A 15,093-nucleotide genomic window follows, 5' to 3' on the forward strand; every position below is an offset into this window, starting at 1 on the left:
CGATTTGTGCCGAAATCGCCGGATCGATAAAACTCTAGCAAAGCCCGAAATCGGCCTCTAACCACGACTCCAAACATACCCGTTCAAAGGCCTTCCAAACGCCGTTCGATAAGAAAATTGGAAAGAAAAACCGGCGCCTGATGCCCCTGCTTATAAAAAACGAAAGCAGGGATGCGGGACATGGCGGTTTTGGTGACGGGCGGCGCCGGATATATCGGCACTCACATGGTTTGGGCGCTGCTCGATGCGGGCGAGGATGTGGTCGTGCTCGACCGCCTCTCCACAGGCTTTCGCTGGGCCGTGGCGCCGGCGGCGCGTTTCTATCTCGGCGACGTTGCCGATCCCGACATATTGAAAAAGGTCTTCATCGAAAACGACATCGAGGCGATCATCCATTTCGCCGGCTCTGCCGTCGTCCCGGTCTCGGTCGCCGATCCGCTCTCCTATTACGACAACAATTCCGGCAAGACCCGGGCGCTGCTGAGCGCTTCGGTCAAGGCAGGTATCCGCAACTTCGTCTTCTCCTCGACGGCGGCCGTCTACGGCCAGCAAAAGACCGACCTGCCGGTGAAGGAGACGGCTCCGCTCAATCCGGAAAATCCCTACGGCCAGTCGAAGCTGATGACCGAATTCATGCTGCGCGATGCCGCTGCCGCCTATGATTTCAACTATGTCGCGCTTCGTTATTTCAACGTCGCCGGCGCCGACCCGCACCACCGCGCCGGCCAGTCGACCTCAGGCGCCACACACCTGATCAAGGTCGCCTGCGAGGCAGCACTCGGCAGGCGCGACAGCGTCAATGTCTACGGCGTCGACTATCCCACCCATGACGGCACCGGCGTGCGCGACTACATCCATGTCAGCGATCTCACGGATGCACATCTGAAGGCGCTGCAGCATCTGCGCAGAAGCAAGGGCTCGCTCGTTGCCAATTGCGGTTACGGCAGCGGCTATTCCGTGCTCGACGTGCTGAACATGGTCACCCGCCTGCACGGACATTCATTCAAGATCCACATGGCGCCGCGCCGCGCCGGCGATTCCGCAAGCGTCGTCGCCGACGCTTCGCTCGCAAGGCAGGTGCTTGACTGGAAGCCCAGACACGATTCGCTGGAAACCATCGTCCAGAGTTCGCTCGATTGGGAACTGTTCCTGTCGAACAAGAACGTCGACGACCTGCACAGCATCCACCGGGCATTGGCCGCCGCTTCGTTCTGATCGGGGAACCCGTTTACCATCCCCGCGCCTGCGGGGGCGCATGCCGTCACGTGAATAAGGAAAAAACAAGCTTTCTCTGGCTGGCTCGGGCCAACGGAAAAGAGAAGATGAAGAACTTTCTGGCCTCATTGCAACTGCAAAAAGACAATCCGACGCTTCTGCTGGCGCAGTTCCGGGCCCTGTCGTCGCAGATTCCCATTCTCTATGTCCTTCTGGTCATCAACGCCCTTGCGGTGGCGATCACCCACCTCAAATCCGCCCCCCTTTGGCTCTCGCTCTACATTCCCGTGGCCTTGAGCGTCGTCTGTGTCTTCCGTCTCTGCTGGTGGGAGATCCGCGGCAAGGAAAAGGTCACCGCCGAGCGGGCCTACAGGCTGATGAAGCTCACGATATCAGGGGCCGGCATCCTGGCCGTCGCTTTCGGCAGCTGGGCGATCGCGCTTTACCAATATGGCGACGCTTCCCAGCAGGGTCAGATCGCCTATTTCCTCGTCGTGACCGGGATATCCTGCATCTTTTGCCTGATGCACCTGCCGATGGCGGCGGCGCTGACCACGGTCATCACCTTCTCGGCCATGGTCGCGACCTTCTTGTTCTCGGGCAATCCCGTTTTCGTCGCGACGGCCATCAGTGGCCTCTTTCTGATCTTGCCCTTCCTCCGGGTGATCAACAGCTACTTCCAGAATTTCGTCGGTCTCGTGCAATTGACCGAGGAGCTGAAGCAGAAGCAGGCGGAAGCCGAAGAACTGAACCTCGTCAACAGCCGCAATGCGCTGCATGACCAGCTGACCGGCCTTGCCAATCGCCGCAGCTTCTTTCTCTCGTTGGAAAAACGGCTGCAGAAGGATTCGTCGACGCCGCCTGTCCTCGGCATTCTCGATCTCGACGGCTTCAAGCCGGTCAACGACGTCTTCGGCCATGCCGCCGGCGATCTCGTGCTGAAGGAGACGGCCCGCCGCTTTGTCGCGCTGGTCGGCGAAGAGGGCATCGTCTCCCGTCTCGGCGGCGATGAGTTCGGTATCATCTTTCCCTCCTTGATGACGCGCCAGGCGATCGCCGATCTCGGCCAGGCGCTCTGTGCTGCCGTCCGCGATCCTTTCGAAATCCCCGACGGCTCGGTCCGCGTCTTCGGCTCCTGCGGCATCGTCTATCCTGATATCGGCACATACACCGCCGAGGATCTCTACGAGAAAGCCGATTTTGCCCTCTACCAGGTCAAGAGCAAGCGCAGCAGCGGCGTCGAATTTTTCTCGGCCGAGCACGAGAAGATCCTGACGCAGCGCCACCTGATCGAACTTGAGCTGCAGGCGAACGACTTCGCCAAGGAATTGAAACTCGACTATCAGCCGATCGTCGAATTGAGGAGCGGCCGCGTCGTCGCTTACGAGGCGCTCGCCCGCTGGGACAGCGCCCGCTTCGGCCGTATCAGCCCAGACGCCTTCATCCCCGCTGCCGAGCGCACGGCGGTCATCGGCCGCATAACCCGCATCCTCTTCGCCAAGGCGCTCGAAGCGCTGGCGATCATTCCACGGCATCTCAGGCTGTCCTTCAATCTCTCGGCGCGCGATATCTGCGACCACGAGACCTCGATGGCGCTGCTCGCCATGATCACCCGTTCCGGCATTGATCCGAAGCGCATCGAATTCGAGATTACCGAGACCGCATTGCTCTCCGATTTCGACACCGCCGATCAGGTGATATCCATGCTGCGCGCTGCCGGCATCTCGATTGCGCTCGACGATTTCGGCACCGGCTATTCGAGCCTCAGCCATATTCATCGTCTCGGCTTCGACAAGCTGAAGATCGACAAGTCGTTCGTGATGAATTTCGATCGAGACGCCCGCTGCATGAACATCACCCGCTCGGTCGCCAATCTCTGCCAGAACCTCGGCATCGCCTCCGTCGCCGAAGGCGTCGAAAGCGAAGAGATTGCCGAGGGATTGAAGGCGATGGGCGTTCGTCTGGCGCAGGGCTATCATTTCTCGCGGCCGCTGCCGCTCGAACTTGCCATCGATTACGCCGCCCGGTGCGAGGCCGCAGCCTCCGCCCGCAATTCGCTGTCTGCCTGAGCTACCTTAAATCGACTGGAGCGATGCGTCATCGTCGTCTATTCATGGTCGTAGTAGATGAGGTGAACCATGCAGGACGGCGAACGGCAAGATGAAGTCATCATTGAACGGCGGGGTACCGCAGGCGTCATCCGGCTCAACCGGCCGCGAGCACTGAACAGCCTGACGTTGCCGATGATCCGCACGATCACCGCGGCCCTTCACGACTTTGCCGGTGATCCCGAGGTGGCGAGCGTCGTGGCGACGGGAGAGGGCGAACGCGGCTTCTGCGCCGGCGGCGATATCCGCGCCCTGCATGAGAGCGCCCGCGCCGGCGATGGCCTGGCGGCAAGCTTCTGGCGCGAGGAGTTCCGCCTCAACCATATGATTGCCTCCTATCCCAAGCCCTATGTCGCGCTGATGGACGGCATCACCATGGGCGGCGGCGTCGGCCTGTCGTCGCACGGCCGCCACCGCATCGTCACCGAGCGCACCCGCCTTGCCATGCCCGAAACCGGCATCGGCTATGTCCCGGATGTCGGCGCCACCTGGCTGCTGCCGCGTGGCCCCGGCGAGGCCGGAACATGGCTCGGTCTGACAGGGCTTGATATGGGGGCTGCCGATGCGATCCACGCCCGCCTTGCCGACCTTCAGATCGCCTCGTCGCGGCTCGGCGAGGCGATCGATGCTCTCTCCGCCCTGCCGCGCGCCAGCTCATCCGGCGATGTCGATGCCGTGCTGCAGGCGCTTTCGGAGCCTCAGGGAGAAAGCCGGCTCAGGCAGAACGCGGCGATGATCGATCGCGCATTTTGTTTCGACAACGTGGAGGAGATCCTGGCAACGCTTGCCGAGGAGGAAGCCGAATTCGCCGCCGAGACGCGCCGGGTGCTGCTGACGCGTTCACCGACCAGTCTGAAGCTCGCTTTGCGGCTGCTCAGAGCCGGCCGCAGCAGCGCCTCGCTTGCCGAATGCCTCGGCCGCGAACTCGGCGCCTGCCTGCGGATGCTTGATAATCCCGATTTCTTCGAGGGTATTCGCGCCGCCGTCATCGACAAGGACCGCAATCCGAAATGGTCGCCCGCATCAGTCGAGGCTGTGGAAGTGGCAAGGGTCGAGCATTTCCTGAAACCAGCCGAACCGCCGCTTTCGCTCTGAACGCTATCCGGCTATCGCCACATGCCGCGCATGCGGGCGCCGACATCGATGCGCACTTGCCGCGCGTGGGCTTGCGCGGCCTCCGATTTCACCTGCGGCCAGCTGCAGGCCTCGAAGAACTGCAGCAGCGTTGCCGGAATGAAGCGGCTGCGTGAGGCATAGACATGCCGGTCGCCCTGCGAGTTCTGCCCATAGGTGAAGAAGCGTTGCGGAACGACGAGGTCGAGACCATCCCGGGCGCGCGTCATCGCGACATAGAGCAGCCGGCGTTCCTCTTCGATTTCGGCGGTTGTGCCGACGGCGAGATCGCTCGGTATGCATCCGTCGACGACGTTCAGCATGAAGACCTTCGTCCATTCCTGGCCCTTGGCGGAATGGATGGTCGACAGGATGAGATAGTCTTCGTCGAGAAGCGGCACGCCCGCCTGGTCGCTGGTCGCATCCGGCGGATCGAGGGTGAGCTCGGTGAGAAAGCGCTCGCGCGAGGCATAACCGCTAGCGATCTGCTCGAGCTGCAGCAGGTCGGCCTGCCGCGTTGCTGCGTCCTCGTGCAGCCGTTCCAGATGCGGCGCGTACCATTGCCGTGCCAGGCCGATCTCTGCCGGCCAGCCGGCCTTGCCGGTCTTCAGCTCCTGCAGCATCGCAACGAACATTGTCCAGTCGTCGCCGGAGCGCGGCGGTGCCGGCATGGCGCCAAGAGCAGTAATCGGGCTGGCATCCTCGGCCATCAGGTCGAGCGTCTTCTGTGCCGTCGACGGGCCGACGCCCGGCAGGATCTGCATCAGCCGGAAGCCCGCCACCCGGTCGCGCGGGTTCTGCGCGAAGCGAAGGGCGGCCAGCATGTCCTTCACATGCGCGCTGTCGAGAAACTTCAGCCCGCCGAACTTGACGAAAGGAATGTTGCGCCGGGTCAGCTCGACCTCCAGCGGCCCGCTGTGATGCGAGGCGCGAAAGAGCACGGCCTGCTGCTTGAGCGTGAGGCCTTCCTCGCGGTTATCGAGCACCATGTCGGTGATATACCGCGCCTGCTCGGCCTCGTCGCGCACAGTGACCAGGCGCGGCCGCTCGGACGATTGCCGCTCGGTCCAGAGGTTCTTGGTGAAGCGCTCCGAGGCGAGATCGATGACGGCGTTGGCGGCGGCGAGGATCGGCTGCGTCGAGCGGTAGTTGCGGTCGAGCGTGACGATATTGGCGGCCGGGCTGAAGGCGGCGGGAAAATCGAGGATATTGCGCACCGTCGCGGCGCGGAAGGAATAGATCGACTGTGCGTCGTCGCCGACGACGGTCAGCCCCTGGCCTTGGGGCTTCAGCGCCAGCAGGATCGAGGCCTGCAGCCGGTTGGTGTCCTGATATTCGTCGACCAGCACATGGTCGAAGCGGCTGCCGATATCCTCGGCAATCATCGCTTCGCCGACCATCTGCGCCCAGTAGAGCAGCAGATCGTCGTAATCGAGCACGTTCTGGCTCTGCTTGGCCTGGACATAACAGGCGAATAGTTCGCGCAGCTGTTTCTCCCACGTCGCGCACCAGGGAAAGACGTCGCGCAACACGAGGTCGAGCGCGGTTTCCGAATTCACCGCCCTGGAATAGATGGCAAGGCACGTGCCCTTTGTGGGAAAGCGGCTTTCCGTCTTCGAGAAGCCGAGGTCGTGCCGGATCAGGTTCATCAGATCGGCACTGTCTTCGCGGTCGTGGATGGTAAACCCAGGATCGAGACCGATCTGCTCCGCATAATCGCGCAACAACCGGGCGCCGATGCCGTGGAAGGTGCCGGACCAGGAAAGCGCGTCCGCCATGACGCCGGCATTCGAACCAAGCACGTCGCGGCAGATGCGCTCGACGCGCCGCGCCATCTCGGCGGCTGCCCGGCGCGAAAAGGTCATCAGCAGGATGCGGCGGGGATCGGCGCCTTTGACGATCAGATGGGCGACCCGATGCGCCAGCGTATTCGTCTTGCCGGAGCCGGCGCCGGCAATGACCAGCAGCGGCCCGGCAATATGGCTGCCGTCGATGAGCGTGCCGTGCTCGACGGCCATGCGCTGCTGCGGATTGAGCTTTTCGAGATACATCCAGCCGTCCGGTCGGGCTCCCGCAGAATCACTGGGGAAAGATTAGATGTTCCTTGAATGTTCGCGATTGCCGTCCCTGTCAAGCGATCTGGCGCGCGAGCAACATCTCAGTCGGGGAAATCGGGGCCGATCTCGCGCCGCACCAGCTTCAGACTGCGGTCGGGCTGAAGGATATAAGTTTCCTCCACGCGCTGGCCCGTCCCGTTGTAGAACTGGTTGTAGACGGCGCTGCCGACCGGCGACTTGCTGAGCTTCGTTCGCGGCTGGCCGCCATAGGTAATGCTGCCGGGAATGGGTTCCAGCGCCGGCGTATCTGCCGAGGAGCATCCGGCAAGCAATGCCCCGGCAAACAAGGCGGGCAGAAGCGCTTTCATCGTCATCATCCCTCTTTCGACTGCCGCCAGATATGGAAACCGCGGCGCCTTTCGCCAAGGGCCGTCCATGCCGCCGCGCAGGTATCGCTGTCGAGCAGGCTCTTCTTTTCCGGGGGACGCAACGAATGCGTCGCAGCGGCGTTAACAGACATCAACCTACATTAGGAAACGTTCACGGTGCTCGGCTTTCCAGCATTCATGGGGCATGGCGAGCCCGGCCGGCAGGGCCACAGCGATGCGGCGACGCGGGCCTCGGTGGAGAGCGCCCTTCATGCCGCCGCCGATATCGAAGCCGGCGAAATCACCGTCAGCATATCGGGCTCCTATGTCATCCTGGAAGGTTTCGTGCGCCGGCGGGGCGATGTCGAGCGGGCGATCGAGATCGCCGAGGGCGTCGTCGGCCGGGGCTATGTGCGTGCTCGCTTGCTGCGACGCTAGCCGGCTCGGACGCGCATGTCTTTGCGAGGCATGAAGGGAACCAAAATGCTCTCTCGCGTGTTGAAAGGCCGGACCTAAACGCTGGAGACTCTCATGCAGTTGCTTCCTCGCCTCTGGGCAACGACCTTGATAGTGGGTTGCGGTGTCGTTGCCGGCTCCGCCCATGGTTCGCTGGAAACCGGCACGAATTATTCCGCTTTGCCGAAGGACCAGATCGCCCTCAACGAATATACCGGTGCCGTCGCCTGCACACCGGTAGAGCCCCACTATCTCCCCTCCTTCATCCGCGCGGCGGACGGCACGATCATTGGCGTCGGTTATGTCGAGGTCGAGAATGAGGGCGGCGCGGACTGCTGAGGCATCCGCTTTGCTCGGACGAGGCTCGCCTGCGTTTCCGCAGAGGTGACGAGCCTCTAACCATCATCATGATGGCTGGGCGTCTTCTATTGAAGCACCCGTACCAGGCGCAACGCCCTTTGCACCGAAACCCGGCACGCACTTGTTGCAGGGTTAAACCAAAATTAAAGCCCAAAATTAAAGCATCGTCCCGTTCCGGCACGCTTGCGCGCCCAGAAGGCGAAATCGCCCGAAAATTCCTTGTCGAACTGCTAATGCAGCTTCAGCTTCGCCTCTTCGGCGGCCGCCAGGAACTCGGCTCTTGCTTCTTCCACGCTCTTGCGCCCATCGAGCGCCGCCCGGCAGGCGCTGCGGGCCTTGATATAACGAAGCCCGCGCATACTCGGCCACAGATCCGCCAGGCACTTCAGCGCATCGAACGGCCCATTGACCGTTCGCGCATCCGCACCTTCGAAACCAACCTTGACCGGGCTGTTCCATCTTTCAGTTGCCATCGACGCTCCTCCACGATTTTCGACAGAAACGAAGTGCAGCATCTCCCAGTTCCTCCGGGGAGACTTTGCGATAGTTAATACTCTAGCGAGATTTTCACCGTCAGCAATGGGCGGATCGTCGCTGATGCCGCCACGAATGGTTTCGCCTCGACCCATGACAGGAAAGCCTATGGACGGCAGTTGATGAGAAACGCCAACTTATGAGGTGTTTTCGCCGGGAAGGGTGGGGAGTCGAGATTGACTGTCTTTAAAAAAAACTGGTGCTGCCGAGTGGGATTGAACCACCGACCTCACCCTTACCAAGGGTGTGCTCTACCACTGAGCTACGGCAGCAGGACCAGGACCCGTGCGAGCCGTGTGGCTCAATCGCGAGAACGGGGGGCTATTGCCACAGCTTGGCGGCAAGCGCAAGCCGCAAATTCCAACTTCGTATGGATTGAGGCAAAGGGCCTTTTGGATTGGCGCGAATTCGGCTAATCCTGTCGCATGAACGAAAAGACCGAAACCGGCCAGCAGAGCCGCAAACAGGCGATCGAGGCACAGGCGAAACTGCGCCGCGAGCGCGCCGCCGAAAAGCTCAGGGAAAATCTGGGGCGACGCAAACAGCAGGTCCGCGCCCGCCGTTCGGGCCAGGCCGACGAAACAAATGGGCTGCCCGCCGCAAAAATGGACGAATCGTAATGTTCCGTCCGTCGCGAATTGAAGCGTGTCGAGAAATCCCCTAAACACCTCACTCCTTATTCCAAGGCAGAACTTTCAGGAAAGGCGGGCTCGGCCCGTAAGCGCACATGGATCGTATCAGAATCGTCGGCGGTAATGAGCTGAATGGCATCATTCCGATTTCCGGCGCCAAGAATGCCGCACTGCCGCTGATGATCGCCTCGCTTCTGACCAGCGATACGCTGACGCTCGAAAACGTGCCGCATCTGGCCGACGTCGAGCTGCTGATGCGCATTCTCGGCAATCACGGCGTCGACGTCGCCGTCAACGGCCGCCGCGAGCGCCAGGAAGACGCCTATTCGCGCACGATCCATTTCACCTGCCGCACCATCGTCGATACCACCGCATCTTATGAGCTGGTCTCGAAGATGCGCGCCTCCTTCTGGGTCATCGGCCCGCTGCTGGCGCGCGAAGGCCATTGCCGCGTGTCGCTGCCGGGCGGCTGTGCCATCGGCACGCGCCCCGTCGATCTCTTCATCGAGGGCCTGACGGCGCTCGGCGCCACCATGGAAATCGATGCCGGTTATATTAATGCCAAGGCGCCTGCCGGCGGCCTGATCGGCGCCCGCTACACTTTCCCGAAGGTTTCCGTCGGCGCCACCCATGTGATGATGATGGCGGCAACGCTTGCCCGCGGCACGACTGTCATCGGCAATGCCGCCCGCGAGCCTGAGGTCGTCGATCTCGCCAACTGCCTGAACGCCATGGGCGCCAAGATCACAGGTGCCGGCACGGCGACGCTCACCATCGAAGGCGTCACCTCGCTCTCCGGCGCCCGCCACCGCGTCCTGCCGGATCGCATCGAGACCGGCACCTACGCCATGGCGGTCGCCATGGCCGGTGGCGACGTCGTGCTCGAAAATACCGATGTGGCGCTGCTCGAAACCGCGGTGGAAACGCTGCGCCGCGCCGGCGCGGAAATCTCGTCGACCAACAATGGCATGCGCATCAAGCGCAATGGCGCCGGCATCAGGCCGGTCGATATCGTCACCGATCCTTTCCCGGGCTTCCCGACCGACCTGCAGGCGCAGTTCATGGCGCTGATGACCCGTTCTTCCGGCGTCTCGCATGTCACCGAGACCATCTTCGAAAACCGTTTCATGCATGTGCAGGAGCTTGCCCGCCTCGGCGCCAGGATCTCGCTGTCCGGCCAGACGGCGAAGATCGAGGGTGTCCAACGCCTGCGCGGCGCGCCCGTCATGGCGACCGATCTGCGCGCCTCCGTCTCGCTCGTCATCGCCGGCCTTGCCGCCGAGGGCGAAACCACGGTCTCCCGCGTCTATCACCTCGACCGCGGTTTCGAACGGCTCGAGGAGAAGCTGACCCGCTGCGGCGCCATCGTCGAGCGCATCAGCGAGTAAGCACCGTTCATCCCGGTTGCGTAATTGGTCGCCGCGCCTTATTTCCCTTGTCTGACGCATCGCCATTCCGGCGGTGCCCGGCCTAGGCCGGTAATGGGATTGAGACTGAATGACCGACCTGAAACTTGTTGCGCTCGATAACGAGGATCTTGCGATCATGTCCGCGCATATGCAGGACAGTGTCTTCAAGGTCGGCGACATCGATTGGTCGCCGCGCGACGCGCAGTTCGCGCTTGCCGCCAATCGTTTCGTCTGGGAAGGTGCCGAGCGCAAGCGCAAGGGTTTCGAGCGCCGCCGTGCTGCCCTGGTTTTCAAGCGCGTGCTTGCCGTCCGTTCGCTCGGCATCGATCGCGGCAAACGCGACGAGGTGCTGTCGCTGCTGGCGCTGCGCTTCGAGCAAAAGGGCGAGGGGCCGGAGGGCACGATCGAGCTGTCGCTGTCCGGCACGGCCTCGATTGCGCTCGATGTCGAATGCATCGAAGCCCAGCTGGCCGATATCGGCGGCGCCTGGGAGGCTTCCTCCAAGCCTCGCCACCGCTGACATGACGCCGGAAGTTTAGATATCGCAGTTTCGAGTTGGGAAGGAATATCGACCTTGGCAATCTGGCTGGATCAGGCATCGGAAGGTTTCGAGCAGCATTTTGCCGCCTTTCTGACGACGAAGCGTGAAGTCTCCGAGGATGTGAACATCGTCGTTCGCGCCATCATCGATGACGTGCGCGCCCGCGGTGATGTGGCGCTGGCCGAATATTCGCTGAAATTCGACGGCATCGATTACGCCACCGTCCCGATGCGCGTCACAGCTGAAGAGATCGACGCCGCCGTCGAGGCGGTGCCTTCGGAAGTGCTGGGGGCGCTGAAGCTCGCCGCACTGCGCATTGAATCCCACCATCGCCGGCAGCTGCCGAAGGATGATATCTACGAGGACGACCTCGGTGTCGGTCTCGGCTCGCGCTGGACGGCGATCGAAGCGGTCGGGCTCTATGTTCCGGGCGGCACCGCGAGTTATCCAAGCTCGGTGCTGATGAATGCGGTGCCGGCCAAGGTCGCCGGTGTCGATCGCATCGTCATCGCCGTTCCCGCCACCGGCGGCGCCGTCAATCCGGCGGTGCTTGCCGCCGCCAAGCTTGTCGGCGTCACGGAGATTTATCGTGTCGGCGGCGCCCAGGCGATCGCGGCTCTTGCCTATGGCACCGAGACGATCGCCCCAGTCGCCAAGATCACCGGCCCCGGCAATGCCTATGTCGCTGCCGCCAAGCGTCATGTCTTCGGCACCGTCGGCATCGATATGATCGCCGGCCCCTCCGAGGTGCTTGTCATTGCAGACAAGGACAACAATCCGGATTGGATCGCAGCCGACCTCTTGGCCCAGGCCGAGCACGACGTCAGTTCCCAGGCGATCCTGATCACGGATGACGCCGCATTCAGCAAGGCGGTGGAGCAGGCGGTCGAACGCCAGCTGAAGACGCTGAACCGGGCTGAGACGGCGGCAGCGAGCTGGCGCGATTTCGGCGCGGTCATCCTCGTTGCCGATCTGAAACAGGCCATTCCGCTGGCAAACCGTATCGCTGCCGAGCATCTGGAGCTCGCCGTCGCCGATCCGGACCGGTTGCTCGACGGCATCCGCAATGCCGGCGCGATCTTCATCGGCGCCCATACGCCCGAGGTGATCGGCGATTATGTCGGCGGTTCGAACCATGTGCTGCCGACGGCGCGTTCGGCGCGCTTCTCATCCGGCCTTTCGGTGCTCGATTTCGTCAAGCGCACCTCGATCCTGCGCCTCGGCCCGCAGCAGCTCCGCACCCTCGGCCCGGCGGCGATCGCCCTTGCCGTTTCCGAAGGCCTCGATGCCCATGCGCGATCGGTCGCGATCCGCCTCAACCTCGAAAGGTGAGGGCATGGCGAAGGGCGAATTCCGGCTTTGCGACGTCGTCCTTGACGATACGATCGGCCGTTCGACGCCCGATGTCGAGCATGAGCGCGCCGTCGCCATCTTCGATCTGATCGAGGAGAACAGGTTCGAGCCGCTCGGCCATGCCGGCGGGCCCTACCGGCTGAATATCTCGCTGGTCGATTCGAAGCTGGTATTCGCCATCACCACCGAAGAAGGCGGCGGCGTCGCCACCCATATCCTGTCGCTCACGCCCTTCCGGCGGATCGTCAAGGATTACTTCATGATCTGCGAGAGCTATTACGAAGCGATCCGTTCGTCGACGCCGAGCCGCATCGAGGCGATCGACATGGGCCGGCGCGGCATCCACAATGAAGGCTCGCAGACGCTAAAGGATAGGCTGGCCGGCAAGATAGAGGTCGATTTCGACACCGCCCGGCGCCTTTTCACGCTGGTCTGCGTGCTCTACTGGCGCGGATGACGGCAATGGAGCTCGCCGTCGACGTCGAGGAGGGAAAGCGGCCGGGCGCCATCCTCTTCATGTGCGGGATGAATGCCATCCGCTCGCCGATGGCCGAAGCGATCGCCCGTAGCATTCTGCCCGCCAATACCTATATCAGGTCTGCCGGCGTTCGCGCCGGCGAGCGCGATCCCTTCGTGGATGCCGTGCTGGATGAAATCGGGCTTTCCCTCGGGCGCCGCCAGCCGCAGACGCTGGAAGAACTCGAGGATGATTATTTCGATCTGATCATCACGCTGTCGCCGCAGGCCCATCATGCAGCACTCGAGCTGACGCGGTCGAGTGCAGTCGATGTCGTCTACTGGCCGACCATGGATCCGACGGTTGCAATCGGAACGCGCGAGCAGATTCTGGAAAGCTATCGCGAGGTCCGCGATCACCTGGCCGGCCTTATCGAAAGCCGGCTACTCAAACGAAATGGCATTGCCGCGCAATCGGCATGAAAACAAATAAAGGAAAGCCTGATCAACGAGGTTCACAAACCTTCGTTGATTGTGTAGTTTCCGCCCAAATTTTAAAGGCGCGCGCTGCGCTGCCTATTCAACCCACAGGAAGAAAACACTTATATGCCTAAAGAAGAAGTCCTCGAATTCCCGGGAATCGTCACCGAACTTCTGCCGAATGCGACGTTCCGCGTGAAGCTCGAAAACGAACACGAGATCATCGCCCACACCGCGGGCCGCATGCGCAAGAACCGCATCCGCGTTCTCGCCGGCGACAAGGTGCTTGTGGAAATGACGCCCTACGATCTGACCAAGGGCCGTATCACCTACCGTTTCAAGTAAGTTTGCCCGAAGGTCCCCGCAAGGGTTTTTGCTCCCGTCTGACGATGGTCGAGGTTCCATGGCGCTGAAATACAAGCTCATTCTGGCCTCGGGCTCGCCCCGTCGCGTCGACCTGCTCAACCAGGCCGGCATCGAGCCCTCGCGCCTGATGCCGATGGATATCGACGAGGCGCCGAAGAAGTCGGAGCATCCGCGTTCGCTCGCCCGCAGGCTTTCGGCCGAGAAGGCGGAAGCCGCTCTTGCCGCCATCAAGGGCGATATCACCTGGAAGGGCAGCTATATCCTGTCTGCCGATACGGTGGTCGCTGTCGGCCGGCGCATTCTCGGCAAGGCTGAGTTCGCCGACGAGGCGTTGAACTCGCTGCATCTTCTGTCGGGCCGCAACCATATGGTCTACACCGGCGTTTGCCTGGTGACCCCGGATCGCAAGGTCCGTCAGAAGATCGTCGAGACCAAGGTGCGCTTCAAGCGTCTCTCCGGCTTCGAGATCGAGAACTACCTGGCCTCCGGCCAGTGGCGCGGCAAGGCAGGCGCCTACGGCATCCAGGGCCTCGCCGGCACTTTCGTGCAGAAGATGGTGGGCTCCTACACCAATGTCGTCGGCCTGCCGCTTTATGAAACCATTCTGCTTTTGACCGGCGAAGGCTTCGATGTGCATAGCCGGTGGCCCGAGGGCTGAGCCCCGAGGGCCGATGCTTAAAGCGCGCCACGATCTTTCAGATCCGAGCGTCGCGCTTTAAGGCTTTATTTTCTCGCATGTCGTTGTCGCAAAACCGCTGCACACTTTTACGCGACATGCTTTAGGACGGACTGATATGCCTGAAGACAAGAAAGCGGCCGCCAAGGTCGAACCGCTGCGCAAGACGCGCCCTTGCCCCGAATGCGGCAAACCCTCCCACCGCGAACATTACCCCTTCTGCTCCAACCGCTGCCGCGAGGCCGATCTCTCCCGCTGGCTGACCGGCGCCTATGCCATTCCTGTTGCCGACGATGAGACGAAGGCTGATTATCCGGATGAAGAAAATTAAAGATTTCCGCCCGCGAAGCTCTTATTTTTCCTCATGAATCCGCAAAGCCGGCAAGACCGTCAAAAAAGAGTCATTTGACGCTTGCCATGGCCGAACAAGATGCTATAACCCCGCTCGCTTCCGGGGTGAACCAAGGCCCCGCGGTTCCTTTTTCTGAAAGGGACCATCGGAAGCAGGTTAGCCCAGGTAGCTCAGTTGGTAGAGCAGCGGATTGAAAATCCGCGTGTCACTGGTTCGATTCCGGTCCTGGGCACCACTCAATCCACGATGTTTTCATTGCATTTTTTTATCCGCATTATCGATGCGCGCGGGCATCCGATTGAAAGAACCTGCAGAATTTAGCAAGTATCGCCACTGGCAATATTATTGTAGCGAAATAGTTAGCTATCAGCTATATTTACTCATGAAAAGGATCGCCTACAGCAAGGCCGCCACGAAGGCACTCCGCAAGATGCAGCCGAAGCGCGCCGCGGCGATCATCGCCAACGGCGAGCCGGTCGACCTCAAGACGCTGCAAGGCAGCGAATTTTTTTGAATTCGTGTCGGACAGGACCGCGTCATCATCGACGATCAGACCATGCAGGTCCTCGTCATCAAGGCCGGCCCACGCGGCGACATCTATAACGAATAGGAGACCA

The 15,093-nt window shown here is 61.7% G+C and carries 17 protein-coding genes, 2 tRNA genes and 1 pseudogene; 16 read left to right on the forward strand and 4 right to left on the reverse strand.

The window, feature by feature from the left end:
* Nucleotides 1–180: 180 nt before the first annotated feature.
* The 3 genes from galE (at nt 181) to AC244Q_RS01245 (ending at nt 4,418) form a co-directional block, all read left to right on the forward strand.
* Nucleotides 181–1,215, forward strand: coding sequence for a UDP-glucose 4-epimerase GalE (gene galE / locus AC244Q_RS01235; RefSeq protein WP_128405989.1), 1,035 nt, complete (start codon nt 181–183; stop codon nt 1,213–1,215).
* A 107-nt stretch (nt 1,216–1,322) separates the two neighbouring features.
* Nucleotides 1,323–3,284 carry a putative bifunctional diguanylate cyclase/phosphodiesterase gene (locus tag AC244Q_RS01240; protein WP_128405990.1) on the forward strand — a complete coding sequence of 654 codons (1,962 nt, stop codon included), beginning with the start codon at nt 1,323–1,325 and terminating at the stop codon, nt 3,282–3,284.
* A gap of 69 nt (nt 3,285–3,353) precedes the next feature.
* Nucleotides 3,354–4,418, forward strand: coding sequence for an enoyl-CoA hydratase/isomerase family protein (locus AC244Q_RS01245; protein WP_128405991.1), 1,065 nt, complete (start codon nt 3,354–3,356; stop codon nt 4,416–4,418).
* Nucleotides 4,419–4,429: 11 nt separating this feature from the next.
* On the opposite strand, the gene AC244Q_RS01250 is transcribed toward AC244Q_RS01245, so the two are convergent.
* Both AC244Q_RS01250 and AC244Q_RS01255 read right to left on the reverse strand, forming a co-directional pair.
* Complete coding sequence (locus tag AC244Q_RS01250; RefSeq protein ID WP_128405992.1) at nt 4,430–6,487, reverse strand: ATP-dependent helicase; 2,058 nt, start codon at nt 6,485–6,487, stop codon at nt 4,430–4,432.
* Nucleotides 6,488–6,594: 107 nt separating this feature from the next.
* Nucleotides 6,595–6,861 (reverse strand): membrane protein, encoded by a 267-nt coding sequence (locus AC244Q_RS01255; RefSeq protein WP_027666312.1) that lies wholly within the window; start codon nt 6,859–6,861, stop codon nt 6,595–6,597.
* A 177-nt stretch (nt 6,862–7,038) separates the two neighbouring features.
* Between AC244Q_RS01255 and AC244Q_RS01260 the strand changes: the two genes are divergently transcribed.
* Together AC244Q_RS01260 and AC244Q_RS01265 are read left to right on the forward strand one after the other, a co-directional pair.
* Nucleotides 7,039–7,299: a BON domain-containing protein gene (locus tag AC244Q_RS01260; RefSeq protein ID WP_113548198.1), complete on the forward strand. Its 261-nt coding sequence runs from the start codon at nt 7,039–7,041 to the stop codon at nt 7,297–7,299.
* A 93-nt stretch (nt 7,300–7,392) separates the two neighbouring features.
* Complete coding sequence (locus AC244Q_RS01265; RefSeq protein WP_128405993.1) at nt 7,393–7,656, forward strand: hypothetical protein; 264 nt, start codon at nt 7,393–7,395, stop codon at nt 7,654–7,656.
* A gap of 251 nt (nt 7,657–7,907) precedes the next feature.
* Here the strand turns inward: AC244Q_RS01265 and AC244Q_RS01270 are convergent, their stop codons facing one another.
* On the reverse strand, nt 7,908–8,150 hold the full coding sequence (locus AC244Q_RS01270) for a DUF982 domain-containing protein (protein WP_011650393.1): 243 nt from the start codon (nt 8,148–8,150) through the stop codon (nt 7,908–7,910).
* Between the two features lie 258 nt (nt 8,151–8,408).
* Nucleotides 8,409–8,483 (reverse strand) — tRNA-Thr (locus tag AC244Q_RS01275).
* Nucleotides 8,484–8,636: 153 nt separating this feature from the next.
* On the opposite strand from AC244Q_RS01275, the gene AC244Q_RS01280 reads away from it, so the two are divergent.
* The 11 genes and pseudogenes from AC244Q_RS01280 (at nt 8,637) to AC244Q_RS01330 (ending at nt 15,086) form a co-directional block, all read left to right on the forward strand.
* The gene (locus AC244Q_RS01280; RefSeq protein WP_003556333.1) at nt 8,637–8,831 is read left to right on the forward strand and encodes a hypothetical protein; all 195 of its coding nucleotides are present in this window, start codon (nt 8,637–8,639) and stop codon (nt 8,829–8,831) included.
* A 107-nt stretch (nt 8,832–8,938) separates the two neighbouring features.
* Nucleotides 8,939–10,231, forward strand: a complete 1,293-nt coding sequence (gene murA, locus AC244Q_RS01285) for a UDP-N-acetylglucosamine 1-carboxyvinyltransferase (protein WP_033181534.1) — start codon at nt 8,939–8,941, stop codon at nt 10,229–10,231.
* A 109-nt stretch (nt 10,232–10,340) separates the two neighbouring features.
* The gene (locus tag AC244Q_RS01290) at nt 10,341–10,772 is read left to right on the forward strand and encodes a DUF2948 family protein (protein WP_003556337.1); all 432 of its coding nucleotides are present in this window, start codon (nt 10,341–10,343) and stop codon (nt 10,770–10,772) included.
* Between the two features lie 54 nt (nt 10,773–10,826).
* A complete protein-coding gene (gene hisD / locus AC244Q_RS01295) occupies nt 10,827–12,125 on the forward strand; it encodes a histidinol dehydrogenase (protein ID WP_128405994.1) in 1,299 nt (432 codons plus the stop codon).
* A 4-nt stretch (nt 12,126–12,129) separates the two neighbouring features.
* Nucleotides 12,130–12,603: a UPF0262 family protein gene (locus tag AC244Q_RS01300; protein ID WP_011650397.1), complete on the forward strand. Its 474-nt coding sequence runs from the start codon at nt 12,130–12,132 to the stop codon at nt 12,601–12,603.
* Nucleotides 12,600–13,085, forward strand: coding sequence for an arsenate-mycothiol transferase ArsC (locus tag AC244Q_RS01305; RefSeq protein ID WP_206641045.1), 486 nt, complete (start codon nt 12,600–12,602; stop codon nt 13,083–13,085). The genes AC244Q_RS01300 and AC244Q_RS01305 overlap by 4 nt, the downstream gene beginning before the upstream one ends.
* A gap of 123 nt (nt 13,086–13,208) precedes the next feature.
* Nucleotides 13,209–13,427 carry a translation initiation factor IF-1 gene (gene infA, locus AC244Q_RS01310; RefSeq protein WP_003545338.1) on the forward strand — a complete coding sequence of 73 codons (219 nt, stop codon included), beginning with the start codon at nt 13,209–13,211 and terminating at the stop codon, nt 13,425–13,427.
* A gap of 58 nt (nt 13,428–13,485) precedes the next feature.
* Nucleotides 13,486–14,106 (forward strand): Maf-like protein, encoded by a 621-nt coding sequence (locus AC244Q_RS01315; RefSeq protein ID WP_003545339.1) that lies wholly within the window; start codon nt 13,486–13,488, stop codon nt 14,104–14,106.
* Nucleotides 14,107–14,242: 136 nt separating this feature from the next.
* Nucleotides 14,243–14,455, forward strand: coding sequence for a DNA gyrase inhibitor YacG (gene yacG, locus AC244Q_RS01320; protein WP_012755993.1), 213 nt, complete (start codon nt 14,243–14,245; stop codon nt 14,453–14,455).
* 180 nt (nt 14,456–14,635) lie between these two features.
* Nucleotides 14,636–14,711: transfer RNA gene (locus AC244Q_RS01325), tRNA-Phe, on the forward strand.
* 147 nt (nt 14,712–14,858) lie between these two features.
* A pseudogene (locus AC244Q_RS01330) lies at nt 14,859–15,086 on the forward strand (type II toxin-antitoxin system RelE family toxin).
* Nucleotides 15,087–15,093: the final 7 nt, after the last annotated feature.

The organism is Rhizobium sp. CB2179 (assembly GCF_057653455.1).